The following is a 17209-nucleotide window of genomic DNA, read 5'->3' on the forward strand; positions in this document are numbered from 1 at the left end:
GATGCGGTACGACTCCCCGCTGGCGGCGGTGGGCAACACCCCCCTGGTGCGCCTGCCGCGGCTCTCGCCGTCCGAGGACGTCCGCATCTGGGCCAAGCTGGAGGACCGCAACCCGACCGGGTCGATCAAGGACCGCCCCGCGCTGCACATGATCGAGCAGGCGGAGAAGGACGGCCGGCTCACCCCGGGCTGCACGATCCTGGAGCCCACCAGCGGGAACACCGGGATCTCCCTGGCCATGGCGGCCAGGCTCAAGGGGTACCGCATCGTCTGCGTGATGCCCGAGAACACCTCGCAGGAACGCCGGGACCTGCTCACCATGTGGGGCGCGGAGATCATCTCCTCGCCGGCCGCGGGCGGCTCCAACACCGCGGTACGGGTCGCCAAGGAACTCTCCGCCGAGCACCCGGACTGGGTGATGCTCTACCAGTACGGCAACCCGGACAACGCCGGCGCCCACTACGCCGGCACCGGCCCCGAGATCCTGGCCGACCTGCCCTCGATCACGCACTTCGTGGCGGGCCTCGGCACCACCGGCACCCTGATGGGCGTCGGCCGCTACCTGCGCGAGCACAAGCCGGACGTCAGGATCGTCGCCGCCGAGCCGCGCTACGACGACCTGGTGTACGGGCTGCGCAACCTCGACGAGGGCTTCGTACCCGAGCTGTACGACGCCTCCGTACTCACCACCCGCTTCTCGGTGGGCTCCGCCGACGCGGTCACCCGCACCCGGGAACTCCTCCAGCAGGAGGGCATCTTCGCGGGCGTCTCCACCGGCGCCGCGCTGCACGCCGCGATCGGCGTGGGCAAGAAGGCGGTGAAGGCCGGCGAGAGCGCGGACATCGTGTTCGTCGTCGCCGACGGCGGCTGGAAGTACCTCTCCACCGGCGTCTACACGGCGGCCACCACCGAAGCGGCCATCGAGACCCTCCACGGCCAGCTCTGGGCCTGACCGGCGGCTGAGGTCTACGGCGCGAGGTGACGGACCTGGTCCCACAGGACCGGGTCCACCACACCCACCCGGCGCCGGAAGTCGCCCACGGGCACCTCACGCAGCTCGTCGGTCTCCAGGAAACTCGTCCGGCCCCGGGCGTCCCCGACCGAGCCCGGCGGCAACGTGATCACCCCGGTCCGCCCGTCCCGGTGCCGCGTGGTGATCTTCGCGACCAGCACCCGCCGCCCACGCACCGAGATCACCAGGCACGGCCGGTCCTTGGCGCCGGCGGTGTCCTCGTACGGCACGTTCGCCCACCAGATCTCCGCGGGCCGCGGACGCGTGGACCGGGCGCGGGGACCCGTGGGGCGTCCCGGCGGCCGCCGGCTGCCGCCCGGCCGGGGAGGACGACGACCGCGGCCCCAGCCGTCGACGACCGTGGCGACGGCTGCGAGCAGGACCACCGCCGCGAGGGCGAGCCACCAGGACGTGTGCATACCGAGACGGTACCGGCGCGCAATCTCCTCGCGCGCCCCTTCAGTGCCCCCACGCGCCCCGGTTCCAGCCGAACCGGTGACACCGCAGGTGAGTTCGCCCACAACGCACCCTGGTGGAGGAGCGACCCGGGGTTTTGCGCCTTACGCTCGACAAACCGCACGACCCCCGTCTCTCCATACGCGCCAGCGGAGGTTTCTGCTTCATGAAGCTCACCGTCGTCGGCTGCTCGGGGTCGTTCCCGTCCGCGGAATCGGCCTGCTCGAGCTACCTCGTCGAGGCCGACGGCTTCCGGCTGCTCCTCGACATGGGCAACGGTGCCCTCGGCGAGTTGCAGCGCCACTGCGGTCTCTACGACCTCGACGCGATCTTCCTCAGCCACCTGCACTCCGACCACTGCATCGACATGTGCGCCTACTTCGTGGCGCGCTACTACCGGCACGAAGGCGGCCGCTGCGCCCCGCTCCCGGTCTACGGACCCGAGGGCACCGAGCACCGGCTCACCACCGCCTACGCCGACACCCCCTCGGCCTCGTCCATGAGCGAGGTGTTCGACTTCCACACGGTCAAGCCGTCGACCTTCGAGATCGGCCCGTTCACCGTGCACACCGAGCGGGTCGCCCACCCCGTGGAGGCCTACGCCATCCGCGTCGAGCACGGCGGCCGCTCGCTCACCTACTCCGGCGACACGGGTGTCACCCCCACGCTGGACGAACTCGCCCGGGACACCGACCTGTTCCTGTGCGAGGCCGCCTTCACGCACGGCAAGGAGAACATCCCCGACCTGCACCTCAACGGCCGCGAGGCCGGCGAGACCGCCACCCGCGCCGGCGCCCGCCGCCTGGTGCTCACCCACATCCCCCCGTGGACCGACCCCCGGGTCAACCTGGCCGACGCGCGCGAGGTCTACGACGGAGCGGTGGAGGTCGCGGCGACGGGTGCGGTGTACGAGGTCTAGCCCCGCCCGCGGACGTACGCGAAGGCCCCGGAACCTTCCCGGTTCCGGGGCCTTCTTCACGCCGTACGGCGGGGACTCACGCCTTCGTGAGGTCCTCGACCTCCTCCTCGGGCTCGCGGCCCGGGGTCTTCAGGTCGAACTTGACGATCGCGAAGCGGAACGTCACGTAGTAGATCGCCGCGAACACCAGACCGATCGGGATGATCAGCCATGGCTTGGTAGCCAGGTGCCAGTTCAGGGCGTAGTCGATGGCACCGGCCGAGAAGTTGAAGCCCGCGTGCACACCCAGGCCCCAGGTGACCGCCATGGATATCGCGGTGAGCAGCGCGTGCAGCACGTACAGGACCGGCGCGATGAACATGAACGAGAACTCGATCGGCTCGGTCACACCCGTGACGAACGAGGTCAGCGCGAGCGAGACCATCATGCCGAGGACGGCCTTGCGGCGCTCCGGGCGGGCGGTGTGCGCGATGGCGATGGCGGCGGCCGGCAGGCCGAACATCATGATCGGGAAGAAGCCCGACTGGAAGATGCCGGCGGACGGGTCACCGGCCAGGAAGCGGGTGATGTCACCGTGCACGACCTCACCGGCGGAGTTGGTGAAGTCGCCGAGCTGGAACCAGGCCACGGTGTTCACGAACTGGTGCATGCCGACCGGGATCAGCGCCCGGTTCACGCCGCCGAACAGGGCCGCGCCGCCCGAGCCGAGACCCGTCATCCACTCGCCGAAGTTGGAGATGCCGGTGCCGATGGGCTCCCAGACCAGACCGAAGAAGACACCGACCACGATGCCGACGAAGGCCATGATGATCGGCACCAGCCGGCGCCCGTTGAAGAAGCCGAGCCAGTCCACCAGCCTGGTGCGGTGGAACCGCTGCCACAGCACGGCGGCGAGCAGACCCATGATGATGCCGCCGAGCACCCCCGGGTCGTTGTACGTCGCGGCGACGTCCTCGCCCTTCTGGACCACCGCCTCGGTGACCGGGAAGGCCTCGAGGACCTTGCTGTAGACGAGGAAGCCGACCACCGCGGCCAGGGCCGTCGAGCCGTCCGCCTTCTTGGCGAAACCGATGGCCACGCCTATGCAGAACAGGATCGGAAGCGATCCGGTCAGGGCACCGCCGGCGTTGTTGAAGACCGCGGCGACCCGGTCCCAGCCGAGGCCGTCCTTGCCGAAGATGTCGTCCTGGCCGAGCCGGACCATGATGCCCGCCGCCGGCAGCACGGCGATCGGGAGCTGAAGGCTGCGGCCGACCTTCTGAAGACCCTGGAAAAGACCAGATCCCCGCTTCTTTGCGGGGGCCGCCTTGTCGGTGGCGGTGCTCATACTTCCTCCATCGGGTGGTGGTCTACACCACTCAGTGGTGTAGACCTGTTGTAGCACGATGAAGGCCGCGTAAGGAACCCGCGATTCCGCTACCGGAGCGCTACGCGCAGTGCCGGAACAAGGCCCCAGTTCAGACGCGTGCGGGGCGCGCCGAAGGCCCCCGGACCGGGCGGTCCGGGGGCCTTCGGGAGACCACGTGCAAAGGGTACGTGAGGGTACGTGAGGTCTACACCTTCGTGACGTCCTCCACCTCGTCCTCGGGCTCCCGGCCCGGGGTCTTGAGGTCGAACTTCGTGATCGCGAACCGGAAGACCACGTAGTACACCGCCGCGAAGCACAGCCCGATCGGGATGATCAGCCACGGCCTGGTCGCCAGGTTCCAGTTGATGACGTAGTCGATCAGCCCCGCCGAGAAGCTGAACCCGTCCTTCACGCCCAGCGCCCACGTCACCGCCATCGACACACCCGTCAGCACCGCGTGCACCGCGTACAGCACCGGCGCGATGAAGAGGAACGAGTACTCCAGCGGCTCCGTGATCCCCGTCACGAACGACGTCAGCGCCACCGACAGCATCAGGCCCCCGACCTCCTTGCGCCGGTGCGGCTTCGCGCAGTGCGTGATCGCCAACGCCGCCGCCGGCAGCGCGAACATCATGATCGGGAAGAAGCCCGTGGTGAACTGGCCCGCCGTCGGATCGCCCGCCAGGAACATGTTGATGTCGCCGTGCACCACCGTGCCGTCGGGCTTGGTGTACGAGCCGAACTGGAACCACATCGGCACGTTCAGGAACTGGTGCAGGCCGATCACCAGCAACGCCCGGTTCGCGACCCCGAAGATGCCCGAACCCCACGCGCCCAGTCCGTTCAGCCAGTCGCTGAAGCTCTCCAGCGCGTCACCGATCGGCGGCCACACCCACAGGCACAGCGCCGCGAACACGATCGCCGTGAACGCCATGATGATCGGCACCAGCCGGCGCCCGTTGAAGAACCCGAGCCAGTCCACCAGCTTCGTACGGTGGAAGCGCTGCCAGAAATAGGCCGTCAGCAGCCCCATCACGATGCCGCCGAACACCCCCGGGTTCTGGAAGGTGAACGCGGTCACCGTCTCCGACCCGTCCGTCAGCCGGCAGCCGATCTGCGGGATGGCCACCGCACCCTCCGGACAGTCCTCCGGGAACTGCCGCAGCACGTTGAAGTAGACGAGGAACCCCGCCACCGCCGCCAGCGCCGTGGAACCGTCCGCCTTCTTCGCCATCCCGATGGCCACGCCCACGCAGAACAGCAGCGGCAGCCCCAGCGAGCCGTCGAGCAGCGCGCCGCCCGCACCGGTCATCACCTTCGAGACGTTCGACCAGCCGAGACCGTCGTCCCCGAAGACGTCCGGCTGTCCGAGCCGGTTGAGAATGCCGGCGGCGGGAAGGACCGCGATGGGCAACTGAAGACTGCGGCCCATCTTCTGCAGGCCCTGGAACGCCTTGTTCCAACGGGCCCGCCCGGGGCTGACCGCACTGTCGGCACTCATCCGGTCTCCATCCGGTCGCCGGTACACTGGTGTAGACCAGTTGACAGACGGCTCCGTCGCCGTGACGCCATCATTCGGCACCCACCCCGCGATGGCTCGCGAAGATGGGCCAACTGTGGGTTACTGCGACAAAGCGGTCCGGATCAGGGAGAAAGAACATGGCCAGCAAGGCTGAGAAGATCGTCGCCGGCCTCGGCGGCATCGAGAACATCGACGAGATCGAGGGCTGCATCACCCGCCTCCGCACCGAGGTCAACGACCCCGCGCTGGTCAACGAAGCCGCCCTGAAGGCCGCGGGCGCCCACGGCGTCGTCAAGATGGGCACCGCCATCCAGGTCGTCATCGGCACCGACGCCGACCCCATCGCCGCGGAAATCGAAGACATGATGTGACCCGACCCATCGGGTTCACCGGCAAGGGGCCTTGACCCGGCGGCTTTTACACCGCGGTCAAGGCCCCTTCCGCATGGCCGCTAGGCTCACCCGCATGTCACGCATCGACGGCCGCACCCCCCAGCAGCTCCGCCCCGTCACCATCGAACGCGGCTGGAGCAAGCACGCCGAAGGCTCCGTCCTCGTCTCCTTCGGCGACACCAAAGTCCTCTGCAACGCCTCCGTCACCGAAGGCGTCCCGCGCTGGCGCAAGGGCAGCGGCGAAGGCTGGGTCACCGCCGAGTACGCCATGCTCCCGCGCGCCACCAACACCCGGGGCGACCGCGAGTCCGTCAAGGGCCGCATCGGCGGCCGCACCCACGAGATCAGCCGCCTCATCGGCCGTTCCCTGCGCGCCGTCATCGACTACAAGCAGCTCGGCGAGAACACCATCGTCCTGGACTGCGACGTCCTCCAGGCCGACGGCGGCACCCGCACCGCCGCCATCACCGGCGCCTACGTCGCCCTCGCCGACGCCATCGCGTGGGGCCAGACCAAGAAGCTGATCAGGCCCAGTCGCAAGCCGCTGACCGGCACCGTCTCCGCCGTCTCGGTCGGCATCGTCGACGGCACCCCGCTCCTCGACCTGCGCTACGAGGAAGACGTGCGCGCCGACACCGACATGAACGTCGTCTGCACCGGCGACGGCCGCTTCGTCGAGGTCCAGGGCACCGCCGAGGCCGAGCCCTTCGCACGCGACGAACTCAACACGCTCCTCGACCTCGCCACCGCCGGCTGCGCCGACCTCGCCGCACTCCAGCGCAAGGCGCTCGACGAGACCCTGGAAAGGTAAAGGGCGACCCAAAGGCGTCTCAAGGAAGTGCGTGCGGACACGCAACTCACGCGCCCGCGACCGCGTCCCTAGCAGTACAGCACCACGGGCGTACGGCCACACCGGTCGTACGCCCGACGCCGCACCGCACACGGGCCGCCCGGCCCGGTGCCAAGGGGAGGACGAGATCCATGGCCGCGAGCCGCCACCGCAGCCTTCGCCACACCGTCACCGTCGCCGCCACGCTGGCCGCAGTCGCCCTCACGGCCGGACTCACCACCGGCTGCGACGCCGTCGACAAGGCCCTCGACTGCGTACGCACGGCGGACGCGATAGCCGACAGCGTCACCGAACTCCAGCAGGCCGTGGAGAACACGTCCGACCCCACCCAGTGGGAGGAGTCCCTCGACTCCATCGACAAGAACCTGGACAAGATCGGCGGCCAGACCGACAACACGGACGTCAACAAGGCCGTCGACGACCTCGGCAAGGCCGTCGACAACGTCCGGACCTCGGTGGAGAACGGCGACGAGACCCCCGACCTCAGCCCCGTCACCGACGCGGCCGGCGAACTGACCAAGGTCTGCACGCCGTAGGGAAGACCCCGGCCCGGGGTGCGCGATCCGGGGCCCGGGGGTCCGGCGATACTGGTCCCCATGACCCGCCTGATCCTCGCCACCCGTAACGCCGGAAAGATCACCGAACTGAGGGCCATCCTCGCCGACGCGGGCCTGCCCCACGACCTCGTCGGCGCGGACGCCTACCCGGAGATCCCCGACGTCAAGGAAACCGGCGTCACCTTCGCCGAGAACGCCCTGCTCAAGGCCCACGCCCTCGCCCAGGCCACCGGCCTGCCCGCCGTCGCCGACGACTCCGGCCTCTGCGTCGACGTCCTGAACGGCGCGCCGGGCATCTTCTCCGCCCGCTGGGCCGGCCGCCACGGCGACGACCAGGCCAACCTCGACCTCCTCCTCGCCCAGATCGGCGACATCGCTGACGAGCACCGGGCCGCCCACTTCGCCTGCGCGGCCGCCCTGGCCCTGCCCGACGGCACGGAGCGCGTCGTCGAGGGCCAACTCCGCGGCACCCTGCGCCACACGCCCGCCGGCACGGGCGGCTTCGGCTACGACCCGATCCTCCAGCCGGAGGGCGAGACCCGGACCTGCGCGGAACTGACGGCGACCGAGAAGAACGCGATCAGCCACCGGGGTAAGGCCTTCAGGGCGCTGGTGCCGGTGGTGCGTGAGCTGCTCGGCTGAACCGCCGAGAACGTACTGGTGCGGCCGGAGGGACTCGAACCCTCACGGGTGTTACCCCACTGGGACCTAAACCCAGCGTGACTGCCAATTCCACCACGGCCGCCCGGAACTGCTGCCCGGCCATGCTACTGGCCGGGCAGCGCCGTCAGATCCCCAAGTCCTTGATGATCTTGGCCACGTGGCCCGTCGCGCGGACGTTGTACAGGGCCCGTTCGACCTTGCCCTCCTCGTCCACGACGATCGTGGAGCGGATGACGCCCATGTAGGTGCGGCCGTAGTTCTTCTTCTCGCCGAAGGCGCCGTACGCGTCGAGGGCCTTCTTGTCGGGGTCGGCGAGGAGGGTGACCTTCAGGGACTCGGCCTCGCGGAACTTGGCGAGTTTCTCCGGCTTGTCGGGGGAGATGCCGATCACGTCGTACCCGGCGCCGGCCAGCAGCTCCAGGTTGTCCGTGAAGTCGCACGCCTGCTTCGTGCAGCCGGGGGTAAGGGCAGCAGGGTAGAAGTAGACGATGACCTTGCGGCCCTTGTGGTCCGACAGGGACACCTCGTTGCCGTCGGCGTCCGGGAGGGTGAAGGCGGGGGCCGGGTCCCCGGGCTGGAGTCGCTCGCTCATCGAATCAGCGTAACCGGGGGTCCTGACAGTGCGGAGAAGCGAGTAGCTGACAGACTGTGCGGGACAGTGTCAGAGGACTTCGGAGGCGTACGGTGGCGGACACGTCGGACAGCAGGACCCCGGCGCAGATCGAGGCGGACATCAAGCGCCGACGCGAGGTGCTGGCCGAGACGCTCGACGAGCTGGGGATGCGGGTGCACCCGAAGACGATCGTGGGCGACGCCAAGGCCAAGGTCGCCTCCAGCGTCGACCACACCCTCGGGCGCGCGTACGTCAAGGTCAACAGCGCGGTCAGCGACGTGAAGTCGCAGTTCGTGGACGAGGAGGGCGCCCCCCGTCTTGAGCGGGTCGTGCCCGTCGCGCTCGTGGTGGTCGGGGTCGTGGGGCTGCTCGCCCTGGGCAGTACCCGGCGGCGCGGGCGCTGAGCCGGGGCAGGTAGGTTCGGGGCGTGAGCGCCAAGAGAAACGAGCACGGCTCCCAGGACGACAAGCTGCCCATCCGGATGCTGCACGACCGCGTACTCGTGCGGCAGGACACCGGTGAGGGCGAGCGGCGTTCCGGGGGCGGCATCCTGATCCCCGCCACGGCTGCGGTCGGCAAGCGGCTGGCCTGGGCGGCGGTCGTCGCCGTCGGACAGAACGTACGGACCGTCGAGCCGGGCGACCGGGTGCTGTACGACCCGGAGGACCGCGCCGAGGTCGAGGTGCGGGGGGTCGGCTACGTGCTGATGCGCGAGCGCGATCTGCACGCGGTGGCCGCGGACCGGTTCGAGGGGTCCGAGGACTCCACCGGGCTGTATCTGTAGGGCCCGCGGTACGGAGCCCGCGGTACTTGGAGGGGCGGTGACCGGTGTCACCGCCCCTCTCCGCTGTCTTTGCTACCTTGGAGGCACCCGACGAGACGCGCCGTACCGGGTTGAGCGAAAAGACGACGCACCGCCGTTCCTTTTCGTTTCACGGAGGTGCCGTCATGGCCTGGGTTCTGCTGCTCGTCGCCGGTCTGCTCGAGGTCGGCTGGTCGATCGGGATGAAGTACACCGACGGTTTCACCCGGCTCGTGCCCAGTCTCCTCACCGGTGCCGGGATCGTCGCGAGCATGGTGCTGCTGTCGTACGCGGCCCGGACGCTTCCCATCGGTACCGCCTACGGCGTGTGGGTGGGGATCGGTGCGGCCGGGGCGGCGGTGCTCGGCATGGTCGTGCTGGGTGAGCCGGTGACCGCCGCCCGGATCTTCTTCATCTGCCTGCTGCTGGTCGCCGTCGTGGGTCTGAAGGCGACCTCGGGTCACTGACGCCGGGGTGTCACCGGGACGCCGGCGACGGTGCCGGCGGTCGGGTCGGAGCCACCGCCCCCCGCCCCGTCGGTGTCCCCACCGCCGCCCTCGGTGGTGCCGCCGTTCGCCGAGTCGTCGCCGCCGTCGCCGCCGCCCGTGGGGCCCGGTTCCGTGCTGGCGCCGCCCGAGGGGCCGCCGGTGGTCGGGGCGCCGGTCTCGCCGCCGGAGTCGCCCGAGCCGCCGGAGTCGCCGGGCGAGGTGCTGGTGCCGCCGCTGCCGTCGCCCGGGGTCTCGGTGCGGGAGTCCTCGTCGCCGGTGGACTCGTCGTCCGGTTCGCCGCTGCCGCTCTCGTCGCCGGAGCCCGGTTCGTCCGAGGAGTCGGCGGACGGGGGCGCGGTGACGTCGGCGCCCGTCTGGAGCTGGAGGTCGAAGTCGCTGACCGGTTCGCCCTCCAGCGCCTTGCGGGTGTACTGGCCCCAGATCTCGGCGGGCGCGCCGCCACCGTTGATCCTGGCCAGTCCCGTCGCGCCGTACAGCGGCTTGTGGGCGGCGGTCTTCGGGTCCTGGCCCATGACGGCGACGACGGTGGCCAGTTCGGGGGTGTAGCCGGCGAACCAGGCGGCGGTGTCCTCCTCCGCCGTACCGGTCTTGCCGGCCGCGGGACGGCCGGCGGCCTGGGCGGCGGTGGCGGTGCCCTTCTCGACGACGCTGCGCAGCACGGACGTCGTGGTGTCCGCGGACTCGCGGCTGACGGCCTGGCGCTCGCGCCGCTCGGGCAGCTCGACCTCGTGCTTGCCGTCCTTCATGACCTTCTCGACCAGCGTGTACGCGCCGTGCCTGCCGTGGTTGGCGATGGTCGCGTACGCCTCGGCCATGTCGAGGGGGCTGGCGGTGGCGACACCGAGCGCGATGGACGGCGAGGGCGTCAGTTCCGGGGTGTTCTTGGAGAGCCCGAGGTCGATGGCGGTCTGCATGACCTTGTCGGAGCCGACGTCCACGGCCATCTGGGCGTACACGGCGTTGATGGACTTGTCGGTGGCCTCGCGGACGGTGACGTCGCCGTAGTCGCGGTGGTCCTCGTTCTCCGGTGCGTAGCGGCCGCCGCTCCAGCCCACGACGGGGCGCTCGCTGGTGCCGTCGTAGCGCGTGTTCGGGTTGATCGTGTCGCCGTCCTGCGTCTCGGAGTGGTTCTCGACGGCGGACGTGAACACGAAGGGCTTGAAGGTGGAGCCGACCTGGAAGTCCCGGCGGACGGCGTTGGGCGTGTACTGCTTGACGTAGTCGATGCCGTTGTACATCGCGACGACCTTGCCGCTGCGCGGGTCGACGGAGGCGCCGCCCGCGCGGACGTAGTTGTCGACCTTGCGTTCCTTCTTGTCCAGCTGGGACATCAGCTTGTCGTCGACGGCCTTGACGAAGGCGTTCTGCTTGTCCTTCTGGAGGGTCGTGGTGATGCGGTAGCCGCCGCGGGCGAGTTCCTCCTCGTCCACGATCCCGTTCTGGACCAGGTAGTCCCTGACGATGTTGACGACGTAGCCGCGCTGTCCGGACATGCTGGTGGAGATGGTGGACGCCTTGGGCGTCGGGAACTTCGCGGCGTCGCGCTCGGAGCGGCTCAGCCAGCCCTTGTCGGCCATGCCGTCCATCACGTAGTTCCAGCGGGACTCGGCGGCGCCCTTGTTCTCGGGGTGGGCGACGACGTCGTACTGGCTGGGGGCGTTGAGGAGGGAGGCGAGGTAGGCGCCCTGGCCGGCCGTGAGGTCCTTGGCGTCGATGCCGTAGTAGGCCTGGGCGGCGGCCTGGATGCCGTAGGCGCCGCGGCCGAAGAAGCTGGTGTTGAGGTAGCCCTCGAGGATCTCGCTCTTGCTCTTCTCGCGGTCGAGCTTGATGGAGATGAAGAACTCCTTCACCTTGCGGGTGACCGTCTGCTCCTGGGCCAGGTAGTAGTTCTTGACGTACTGCTGGGTGATCGTGGAGCCGGACTGCTTGCCCTTGCCGGTCGCGGTGTTCCAGCCGGCCCGGACCATGGCCCCCGGGTCGATGGCGGACTCGCTGTAGAAGTCGCGGTCCTCGGCGGCCAGGACGGCGTGCTGGGCGTCCTTGGAGATGCGGGCGAGGCCGACGCTCTCCCGGTTGACCTCGCCGTCCCGGGCGAGGACGCTGCCGTCGGCGTACAGGTAGACGTTGGACTGCTTGGTGGCGGCCGCGTTGGCGGCGGGGATCTGCACCAGCTGGTAGCCGAGGAAGAAGCCGCCGACCAGCAGCAGGAGGCCGATCACACAGGTGCTCAGCACGATGCGCCAGGTCGGGATCAGCCTGCGCCAGCCGGTCCGCTTCGGCCGCTTGGGCTTCTTCGCGTCCCCGTTGCCGGCCGCCTGTGGCTCTCTCGGCGCCCAGCCCTGTTCCGGCTGCTGCGGCTGCGGCTCGTCGCTCATGTCGTGCACGGACTCCTGTTTCGCGTCGTACGGTCTGGACTCGTACGGCCTTGTGCGCCTCTGCGCCCTCTGGGCCCTCTGATGAAGACTCTCGCACCGCGGGTTCCGTTCCCGCTCGGCGGCACACCCGTGAAATTCCGTGGCACGGGGGGTCGCCGTCGCACTAGGCTCCTGCGCTTTGGTGCCGATCGGAGGGGGAGGGCCGTGCGCGTGGGCTCGGGGCGGTTGTACGTGGCCGTCGCGGCGGGGGGCTTCAGACGGTACGCGACCTATCGTGCGGCCACCGCCGCCGGGGTGTTCACCAATACGGTCTTCGGACTGATTCTGGTCTACACCTATTTGGCCCTGTGGGAGGAGAACCCGCAGCTCGGCGGGTACGACCAGGCGCAGGCCGTGACGTTCGTCTGGCTGGGGCAGGCCCTGCTGGCGGCGCTGGCGATCGGGGGCGGGGGGTTCGAGGACGAATTGATGGAGCGCATCCGTACGGGTGACATCGCCGTCGATCTGTACCGGCCGGCCGACCTCCAGCTGTGGTGGCTGGCGGCGGACCTGGGGCGGGCGGTGTTCCAGTTACTGGGGCGCGGGGTCGTGCCGTTCGCGTTCGGGGCGCTGTTCTTCCCGGTGGCCCTGCCGGGGGAGGTGTCGAGGTGGGCGGCGTTCCTGGTGGCGGTGGTGCTGGCGGCGGCGGTCAGCTTCGCGCTGCGGTACCTGGTGGCGCTCTCGGCGTTCTGGCTGATGGACGGCATGGGGGTGACGCAGATGGCGTGGCTCGCGGGATTCTTCTGCTCGGGGATGCTGCTTCCGCTGAACGTGTTCCCGGGCGCGCTGGGCGAGGTGGTCCGGATGCTGCCGTGGTCGTCGCTGCTCCAGGCGCCGGCCGACGTGCTGCTCGGCGAGGCCGACGCGCCGGCGACGTTCGTCTTCCAGGCCGCGTGGGCGGTGGCGCTGCTGGCGGTGGGGCGGCTGACGCAGTCGGCGGCGACACGGCGGGTGGTGGTCCAGGGTGGCTGAGACGGCGCGGGTGGCCCGGGAGCGCGGCCGGGTCGCGGAGGGGGTGCGGACGTACGGCCTGATCGCCACGATGTGGATCAGGTCGACGATGGCCTACCGGACGTCGTTCGCACTGACGACGTTCGGGAACTTCGCGGCGACCGCGCTGGACTTCGTGGCGATCCTGCTGATGTTCTCCCGCGTCGACGCGCTGGGCGGCTGGTCGCTGGGCGAGGTGGCGTTCCTGTACGGGGTGGCGGGGGTGTCCTTCGGGCTGGCCGACCTGGCGGTCGGCTCGATGGAGCGGCTGGGCCGGCGGGTGCGCGACGGCACGCTGGACACGCTGCTGGTGCGCCCGGCGCCGGTGCTGGCGCAGGTGGCGGCGGACCGGTTCGCGCTGCGCCGCCTCGGCCGGGTGACGCAGGGGGTGCTGGTGCTGGTCTACGCCCTGGTGCTGCTGGACGTCGACTGGACGGCGGCGAAGCTGCTGCTGATGCCGGTGATGCTGCTCAGCGGGGCGGGGATCTTCTGCGCGGTGTTCGTGGCGGCGGCGGCGTTCCAGTTCGTGGCGCAGGACGCGGCGGAGGTGTCGAACGCGTTCACGTACGGCGGCACGACGATGCTTCAGTATCCGCCGACCGTGTTCGCGCTGGACCTGGTGCGGGGGGTGACCTTCGTGGTGCCGCTGGCCTTCGTCAACTGGCTGCCGGCGGGTTATGTGCTGGACCGGCCCTTCCCGCTGGACCTGCCGGAGTGGGTGGCGTTCACGTCGCCGCTGGTGGCGGTGGTGTGCTGCGCGCTGGCGGGGCTGGTCTGGCGGGCGGGGCTTCGTTCGTACCGGAGTACAGGGAGCTGACGAGTGAGGGAGCCGACGGCGATGACCGAGGCGGAGAGCGCCGCGCCGCAGGGCGCGGCCTTCATCGAGCTGGACGGCGTCGAGAAGGTCTTCGACGTGCGCAGGAAGACGGGTTTCCTGAAGCGGGAGCGGCGTGAGGTGCGGGCCGTGGACGGGCTGTCCTTCACGGTGGCGCGCGGCGAGATGGTCGGCTACATCGGGCCGAACGGCGCCGGGAAGTCGACGACGATCAAGATGCTCACCGGCATCCTGACGCCGAGCGGGGGCCGGCTGCGGGTCGCGGGGATCGACCCGTCCCGGGAGCGGACGCGGCTGGCGCACCGCATCGGCGTCGTGTTCGGGCAGCGGACGACGCTGTGGTGGGACCTGCCTTTGATCGACTCCTACCGCCTGATGCACCGCATGTACCGCATCCCGGACGCCCGCTACCGGGAGAACCTGGACCGCTGCGTGGAACTGCTCCAGCTCCAGGAGCTGTTGGACGTCCCGGTACGGCAGCTCTCGCTGGGCCAGCGGATGCGCGGCGACATCGCGGCGGCGCTGCTGCACGACCCCGAGGTGCTGTACCTGGACGAGCCGACGATCGGTCTGGACGTGGTGTCGAAGGCCAAGGTGCGGGGATTCCTGCGGGACTTGAACGCGGAGCGCGGCACGACGGTGCTGCTGACCACGCACGACCTCCAGGACATCGAGCAGCTCTGCTCGCGGGTGATGGTCATCGACCACGGGCGGCTGATGTACGACGGTCCGCTGGCGGGGCTGCACGAGGCGGGGGAGAGCGAGCGGACGCTGGTGGTGGACCTGGAGCGCGAGTTGCCGCCGATCGAGGCGCCGGCGCCGGCGCGGGTGGTGCGGGTGGAGGGGCCGCGGCAGTGGCTGGCGTTCCCGGCGTCGGCGTCGGCGGCGGGGCTGGTGGCACGGATCGCCGCGGAGTATCCGCTGGTGGACCTGTCGGTGCGGGAACCGGACATCGAAGCGGTGATCGCCAAGATGTACGCGGAACGCGCGAGCGCGTAGTGCCCGGCGCGGTGACCTCGTAGGCTGCTGTACATGACCGACGACGCCCCGGAGCTCCGCGCATCCGACGCCGACCGTGAACGAGTCGCCGAGGTCCTGCGGGACGCCCTCGCGGAGGGCCGACTCGACATGACCGAGTTCGAGGAGCGGCTGGACGCCACGTACCGCGCGCGGACCTACGGGGAACTGGCGCCGATCACCCGGGACCTGCCGGACGGTACGGCGGTCGTGGCGCCCAAGGTGTCGATGACCAAGGAGCCGGCGGCCTCGGGGGACTGGGCGGGCCGGATCACCGGCGGCGAGCCCTCGTCGAGCTGGGCGGTCGCGGTGATGTCCGGGTTCCAGCGCAAGGGGCGCTGGACGGTGCCGCGGCGGTTCAACTCGTTCGCGTTCTGGGGCGGCGGGGACATCGACCTGCGCGAGGCGGACTTCGCGGACGGCGAGGTCGTGATCAACTGCGTCGCGATCATGGGCGGGATGAACGTGGTCGTGCCGCCCGGGGTCGAGGTGATCGTGCGCGGCATCGGGATCATGGGCGGCTTCGACCACCGCGAGGAGGGCGTCCCCGGCGACCCGGGCGCCCCGCGCGTGATCGTGACCGGCTTCGCCTTCTGGGGCGGGGTCGGCGTCGAACGCAAGCTGACCCGCGCGGAGAAGCTCCGGATCAAGGAGGAGCGCCGCCAGGAGAAGCTGGAACGCCGCCAGTCCCGGGGGCGGGACCCGCTGGAGCGCGACCCTGGCCCCAGGGAACTGGACCCCTCCCGCCCCACCTCCCACGACCTGCACGGCGACCGGCGGGAACGGGAACGCCGCCGGGACTCCTGACGGCCGGGGCGGCTCACGCCTCGACCGGGACCGCGCCCTTCAGGGAGTCCAGGTCGAGGACCTGGCCCATGCGGGCGTACCCCTTGTCGCTGGGGTGCAGGTGGTCCCCGCTGTCGTAGTCGCCGCGGAGCCGGCGGGGGTCGTAGGCGTCGCGCAGCGCCTTGTCGAAGTCGACGACCTCGTCGAACACGCGGCCGGACCGGATCTCCGCGTTGACCTGCTGCCGCATGGCCTCGCGGGCCGGCGTGTAGTTCCGGTACCCGCCGAACGGCATGATCGTCGCGCCGACGACCCGCAGCCCCCGCGCGTGCGCCCGGTCGGTCAGCGTGCGCAGGCCGACGAGGATGGAGTCCCGGTCGGCGAGTTCCGGGCTGTTCAGGATGTCGTTGACGCCGAGGACGATCACGACGGCCTTGACGTTGGTGCGTTGCAGCACGTCCCGCTCGAAACGGCTCAGCGCGCTCGGGTTGTCGGCGGGCCGGCCCGTCCTGCTGGTCAGGATCCGGTTGCCGCTGATGCCCTGGTTGACGACGCTGTAGCGGGGCGCGTCCCGCCCGTCCCCGGCGGCCTCGTGCAGCCGCTCGGCGAGCACGTCGGTCCAGCGGTGGTTGGCGTTCGTCTCGGAGCCGAAGCCGTCGGTGATGGAGTCGCCGATCGCGACGACGGTGCCGTGGGCCTCGTTGCTCAGCACGTCCAGCGCCGTCAGGTAGCGCCAGAACGGCGTCTCGGTGGTGTACGCGACGGCCGTGACGTCCGCCGTGCGGTCGCCGGCGGCCAGGTAGCTGGTCTGCCGGGCCTGCGGGTGGTAGGTGACCGGGCCGGAGGGCACCGGGGAGTACGTGGTGACCAGGACGTCCGCGCCGTACGGGACGGCGATGCGGGCGATGTCGCTGATCACCTGGCCGCCCGCCGGGATGATCACCCGGGGGCTGCCGCGGAAGGTGAGCCGGCGCATCGTGTCGGCGACCGCGGCCGCCGTGTCGGGGCCGGCGGCCAGGGCGATGGAGGCGTGGGTGACGGTCAGCGGCGACTGCCCGTACAGGTTGGACAGGGTGATCCGCGCGCTGGTGCCGCCGACGCCCGCGTGCACGACGTTGCGGATCGAACGGCCCGCCATGCCCGTCGTCTCGGTGCCCGGTTCGGCGGCCGCCGGCGAGGTGGACCACGCGCCGACCCACGAGCCGGTGGAGGCGGGAGCGGCGTCACCGCGCGGGAAACGACCGCCCGCGAGCGGTGACCGGTCCGCGCTGCCGTCGTCCGCGGACGCTCCGGCGTATATGGCCGCGGAGATCGCCACTATCAGGGTGACGATCGCCGCCAGCAGGGCACGGTGCTTGGTGGGAGGTGCCCCCGCACCCCCGTCACGACCCCGGGTCATGTTGTGCTTTCTCCTCGGGCGAGGGGAGCCCCGAGGCTCCGGTCCGATGAACCCATGATGAGGCATGGGCCGGGGAAGGGCCGCACGAGCCCCCTGCGTTACCCCTTCAGGAGAGACGCCGGGAA

General features: G+C 70.5%; 19 protein-coding genes, 1 tRNA gene and 1 riboswitch. Of the genes, 13 read left to right on the forward strand and 7 right to left on the reverse strand.

Translation table 11 applies throughout. The features are described 5' to 3' along the window. Position 1: 1 nt before the first annotated feature. The gene (locus tag ACZ67M_RS00550; protein ID WP_469848995.1) at positions 2 to 952 is read left to right on the forward strand and encodes a PLP-dependent cysteine synthase family protein; all 951 of its coding nucleotides are present in this window, start codon (positions 2 to 4) and stop codon (positions 950 to 952) included. A 14-nt stretch (positions 953 to 966) separates the two neighbouring features. Here ACZ67M_RS00550 and ACZ67M_RS00555 read toward each other — a convergent pair whose 3' ends face one another. Further along, complete coding sequence (locus tag ACZ67M_RS00555) at positions 967 to 1431, reverse strand: type II toxin-antitoxin system PemK/MazF family toxin (RefSeq protein ID WP_361353904.1); 465 nt, start codon at positions 1429 to 1431, stop codon at positions 967 to 969. A 203-nt stretch (positions 1432 to 1634) separates the two neighbouring features. Between ACZ67M_RS00555 and ACZ67M_RS00560 the strand changes: the two genes are divergently transcribed. Continuing rightward, on the forward strand, positions 1635 to 2387 hold the full coding sequence (locus tag ACZ67M_RS00560; RefSeq protein WP_361353907.1) for an MBL fold metallo-hydrolase: 753 nt from the start codon (positions 1635 to 1637) through the stop codon (positions 2385 to 2387). 76 nt (positions 2388 to 2463) lie between these two features. Here ACZ67M_RS00560 and ACZ67M_RS00565 read toward each other — a convergent pair whose 3' ends face one another. Together ACZ67M_RS00565 and ACZ67M_RS00570 are read right to left on the reverse strand one after the other, a co-directional pair. After that, positions 2464 to 3714, reverse strand: coding sequence for a PTS transporter subunit EIIC (locus ACZ67M_RS00565; RefSeq protein WP_392008038.1), 1251 nt, complete (start codon positions 3712 to 3714; stop codon positions 2464 to 2466). 226 nt (positions 3715 to 3940) lie between these two features. Beyond that, entirely contained in the window at positions 3941 to 5236 is a 1296-nt protein-coding gene (locus ACZ67M_RS00570) for a PTS transporter subunit EIIC (protein ID WP_392008040.1), read from the reverse strand. A gap of 158 nt (positions 5237 to 5394) precedes the next feature. On the opposite strand from ACZ67M_RS00570, the gene ACZ67M_RS00575 reads away from it, so the two are divergent. The 4 genes from ACZ67M_RS00575 to rdgB all read left to right on the forward strand — a co-directional run bounded on the left by ACZ67M_RS00575 (position 5395) and on the right by rdgB (position 7698). Then, a complete protein-coding gene (locus ACZ67M_RS00575; RefSeq protein WP_064728108.1) occupies positions 5395 to 5628 on the forward strand; it encodes a PTS sugar transporter subunit IIB in 234 nt (77 codons plus the stop codon). 94 nt (positions 5629 to 5722) lie between these two features. After that, on the forward strand, positions 5723 to 6460 hold the full coding sequence (rph, locus tag ACZ67M_RS00580; RefSeq protein ID WP_114532416.1) for a ribonuclease PH: 738 nt from the start codon (positions 5723 to 5725) through the stop codon (positions 6458 to 6460). A gap of 170 nt (positions 6461 to 6630) precedes the next feature. Next, positions 6631 to 7035, forward strand: a complete 405-nt coding sequence (locus ACZ67M_RS00585; protein WP_361353916.1) for a hypothetical protein — start codon at positions 6631 to 6633, stop codon at positions 7033 to 7035. A gap of 60 nt (positions 7036 to 7095) precedes the next feature. Beyond that, on the forward strand, positions 7096 to 7698 hold the full coding sequence (rdgB, locus tag ACZ67M_RS00590) for an RdgB/HAM1 family non-canonical purine NTP pyrophosphatase (RefSeq protein WP_392103740.1): 603 nt from the start codon (positions 7096 to 7098) through the stop codon (positions 7696 to 7698). 16 nt (positions 7699 to 7714) lie between these two features. On the opposite strand, the gene ACZ67M_RS00595 is transcribed toward rdgB, so the two are convergent. Then, a tRNA-Leu gene (locus ACZ67M_RS00595) sits at positions 7715 to 7801 on the reverse strand. A 42-nt stretch (positions 7802 to 7843) separates the two neighbouring features. After that, positions 7844 to 8311 carry a thioredoxin-dependent thiol peroxidase gene (gene bcp, locus ACZ67M_RS00600; RefSeq protein ID WP_122619862.1) on the reverse strand — a complete coding sequence of 156 codons (468 nt, stop codon included), beginning with the start codon at positions 8309 to 8311 and terminating at the stop codon, positions 7844 to 7846. A gap of 92 nt (positions 8312 to 8403) precedes the next feature. On the opposite strand from bcp, the gene ACZ67M_RS00605 reads away from it, so the two are divergent. The 3 genes from ACZ67M_RS00605 to ACZ67M_RS00615 all read left to right on the forward strand — a co-directional run bounded on the left by ACZ67M_RS00605 (position 8404) and on the right by ACZ67M_RS00615 (position 9601). Beyond that, positions 8404 to 8736, forward strand: a complete 333-nt coding sequence (locus ACZ67M_RS00605) for a DUF3618 domain-containing protein (RefSeq protein ID WP_161326825.1) — start codon at positions 8404 to 8406, stop codon at positions 8734 to 8736. 77 nt (positions 8737 to 8813) lie between these two features. Further along, positions 8814 to 9116 carry a GroES family chaperonin gene (locus ACZ67M_RS00610; RefSeq protein WP_202557607.1) on the forward strand — a complete coding sequence of 101 codons (303 nt, stop codon included), beginning with the start codon at positions 8814 to 8816 and terminating at the stop codon, positions 9114 to 9116. A gap of 66 nt (positions 9117 to 9182) precedes the next feature. Beyond that, a riboswitch (guanidine-III (ykkC-III) riboswitch) is annotated at positions 9183 to 9248 on the forward strand. A 32-nt stretch (positions 9249 to 9280) separates the two neighbouring features. Then, on the forward strand, positions 9281 to 9601 hold the full coding sequence (locus tag ACZ67M_RS00615) for a DMT family transporter (protein ID WP_053131664.1): 321 nt from the start codon (positions 9281 to 9283) through the stop codon (positions 9599 to 9601). Here ACZ67M_RS00615 and ACZ67M_RS00620 read toward each other — a convergent pair. After that, positions 9595 to 12018 (reverse strand): transglycosylase domain-containing protein, encoded by a 2424-nt coding sequence (locus ACZ67M_RS00620; protein WP_385798787.1) that lies wholly within the window; start codon positions 12016 to 12018, stop codon positions 9595 to 9597. The genes ACZ67M_RS00615 and ACZ67M_RS00620 overlap by 7 nt on opposite strands. Before the next feature lie 204 nt (positions 12019 to 12222). On the opposite strand from ACZ67M_RS00620, the gene ACZ67M_RS00625 reads away from it, so the two are divergent. From ACZ67M_RS00625 to ACZ67M_RS00640, 4 genes are all read left to right on the forward strand, one after another. Continuing rightward, positions 12223 to 13029 (forward strand): ABC transporter permease, encoded by an 807-nt coding sequence (locus tag ACZ67M_RS00625; protein ID WP_361353926.1) that lies wholly within the window; start codon positions 12223 to 12225, stop codon positions 13027 to 13029. Between the two features lie 70 nt (positions 13030 to 13099). Then, on the forward strand, positions 13100 to 13864 hold the full coding sequence (locus tag ACZ67M_RS00630) for an ABC transporter permease (protein ID WP_392009387.1): 765 nt from the start codon (positions 13100 to 13102) through the stop codon (positions 13862 to 13864). A 21-nt stretch (positions 13865 to 13885) separates the two neighbouring features. Beyond that, positions 13886 to 14881 carry an ABC transporter ATP-binding protein gene (locus tag ACZ67M_RS00635; protein WP_361355485.1) on the forward strand — a complete coding sequence of 332 codons (996 nt, stop codon included), beginning with the start codon at positions 13886 to 13888 and terminating at the stop codon, positions 14879 to 14881. A 33-nt stretch (positions 14882 to 14914) separates the two neighbouring features. Further along, positions 14915 to 15706, forward strand: a complete 792-nt coding sequence (locus tag ACZ67M_RS00640; RefSeq protein WP_392008054.1) for a DUF1707 SHOCT-like domain-containing protein — start codon at positions 14915 to 14917, stop codon at positions 15704 to 15706. Between the two features lie 13 nt (positions 15707 to 15719). On the opposite strand, the gene ACZ67M_RS00645 is transcribed toward ACZ67M_RS00640, so the two are convergent. Beyond that, a complete protein-coding gene (locus tag ACZ67M_RS00645) occupies positions 15720 to 17084 on the reverse strand; it encodes an SGNH/GDSL hydrolase family protein (RefSeq protein ID WP_392008057.1) in 1365 nt (454 codons plus the stop codon). Between the last annotated feature and the right edge of the window lie 125 nt (positions 17085 to 17209).

The sequence above is a fragment of the Streptomyces sp. NPDC107500 genome (genome assembly GCF_055582785.1).

Coding starts and splice junctions, on each gene's coding strand:
- bcp (WP_122619862.1), bottom strand. CDS start 8,311: ATGAGCGAGCGACTCCAGCCCGGGGACCCGGCCCCCGCCTTCACCCTC.
- ACZ67M_RS00565 (WP_392008038.1), bottom strand. CDS start 3,714: ATGAGCACCGCCACCGACAAGGCGGCCCCCGCAAAGAAGCGGGGATCT.
- ACZ67M_RS00630 (WP_392009387.1), top strand. CDS start 13,100: ATGTGGATCAGGTCGACGATGGCCTACCGGACGTCGTTCGCACTGACG.
- ACZ67M_RS00550 (WP_469848995.1), top strand. CDS start 2: ATGCGGTACGACTCCCCGCTGGCGGCGGTGGGCAACACCCCCCTGGTG.
- rph (WP_114532416.1), top strand. CDS start 5,723: ATGTCACGCATCGACGGCCGCACCCCCCAGCAGCTCCGCCCCGTCACC.
- ACZ67M_RS00585 (WP_361353916.1), top strand. CDS start 6,631: ATGGCCGCGAGCCGCCACCGCAGCCTTCGCCACACCGTCACCGTCGCC.
- ACZ67M_RS00575 (WP_064728108.1), top strand. CDS start 5,395: ATGGCCAGCAAGGCTGAGAAGATCGTCGCCGGCCTCGGCGGCATCGAG.
- ACZ67M_RS00615 (WP_053131664.1), top strand. CDS start 9,281: ATGGCCTGGGTTCTGCTGCTCGTCGCCGGTCTGCTCGAGGTCGGCTGG.
- ACZ67M_RS00610 (WP_202557607.1), top strand. CDS start 8,814: ATGCTGCACGACCGCGTACTCGTGCGGCAGGACACCGGTGAGGGCGAG.
- ACZ67M_RS00560 (WP_361353907.1), top strand. CDS start 1,635: ATGAAGCTCACCGTCGTCGGCTGCTCGGGGTCGTTCCCGTCCGCGGAA.
- ACZ67M_RS00645 (WP_392008057.1), bottom strand. CDS start 17,084: ATGACCCGGGGTCGTGACGGGGGTGCGGGGGCACCTCCCACCAAGCAC.
- ACZ67M_RS00570 (WP_392008040.1), bottom strand. CDS start 5,236: ATGAGTGCCGACAGTGCGGTCAGCCCCGGGCGGGCCCGTTGGAACAAG.
- ACZ67M_RS00620 (WP_385798787.1), bottom strand. CDS start 12,018: ATGAGCGACGAGCCGCAGCCGCAGCAGCCGGAACAGGGCTGGGCGCCG.
- ACZ67M_RS00555 (WP_361353904.1), bottom strand. CDS start 1,431: ATGCACACGTCCTGGTGGCTCGCCCTCGCGGCGGTGGTCCTGCTCGCA.
- rdgB (WP_392103740.1), top strand. CDS start 7,096: ATGACCCGCCTGATCCTCGCCACCCGTAACGCCGGAAAGATCACCGAA.
- ACZ67M_RS00635 (WP_361355485.1), top strand. CDS start 13,886: ATGACCGAGGCGGAGAGCGCCGCGCCGCAGGGCGCGGCCTTCATCGAG.
- ACZ67M_RS00640 (WP_392008054.1), top strand. CDS start 14,915: ATGACCGACGACGCCCCGGAGCTCCGCGCATCCGACGCCGACCGTGAA.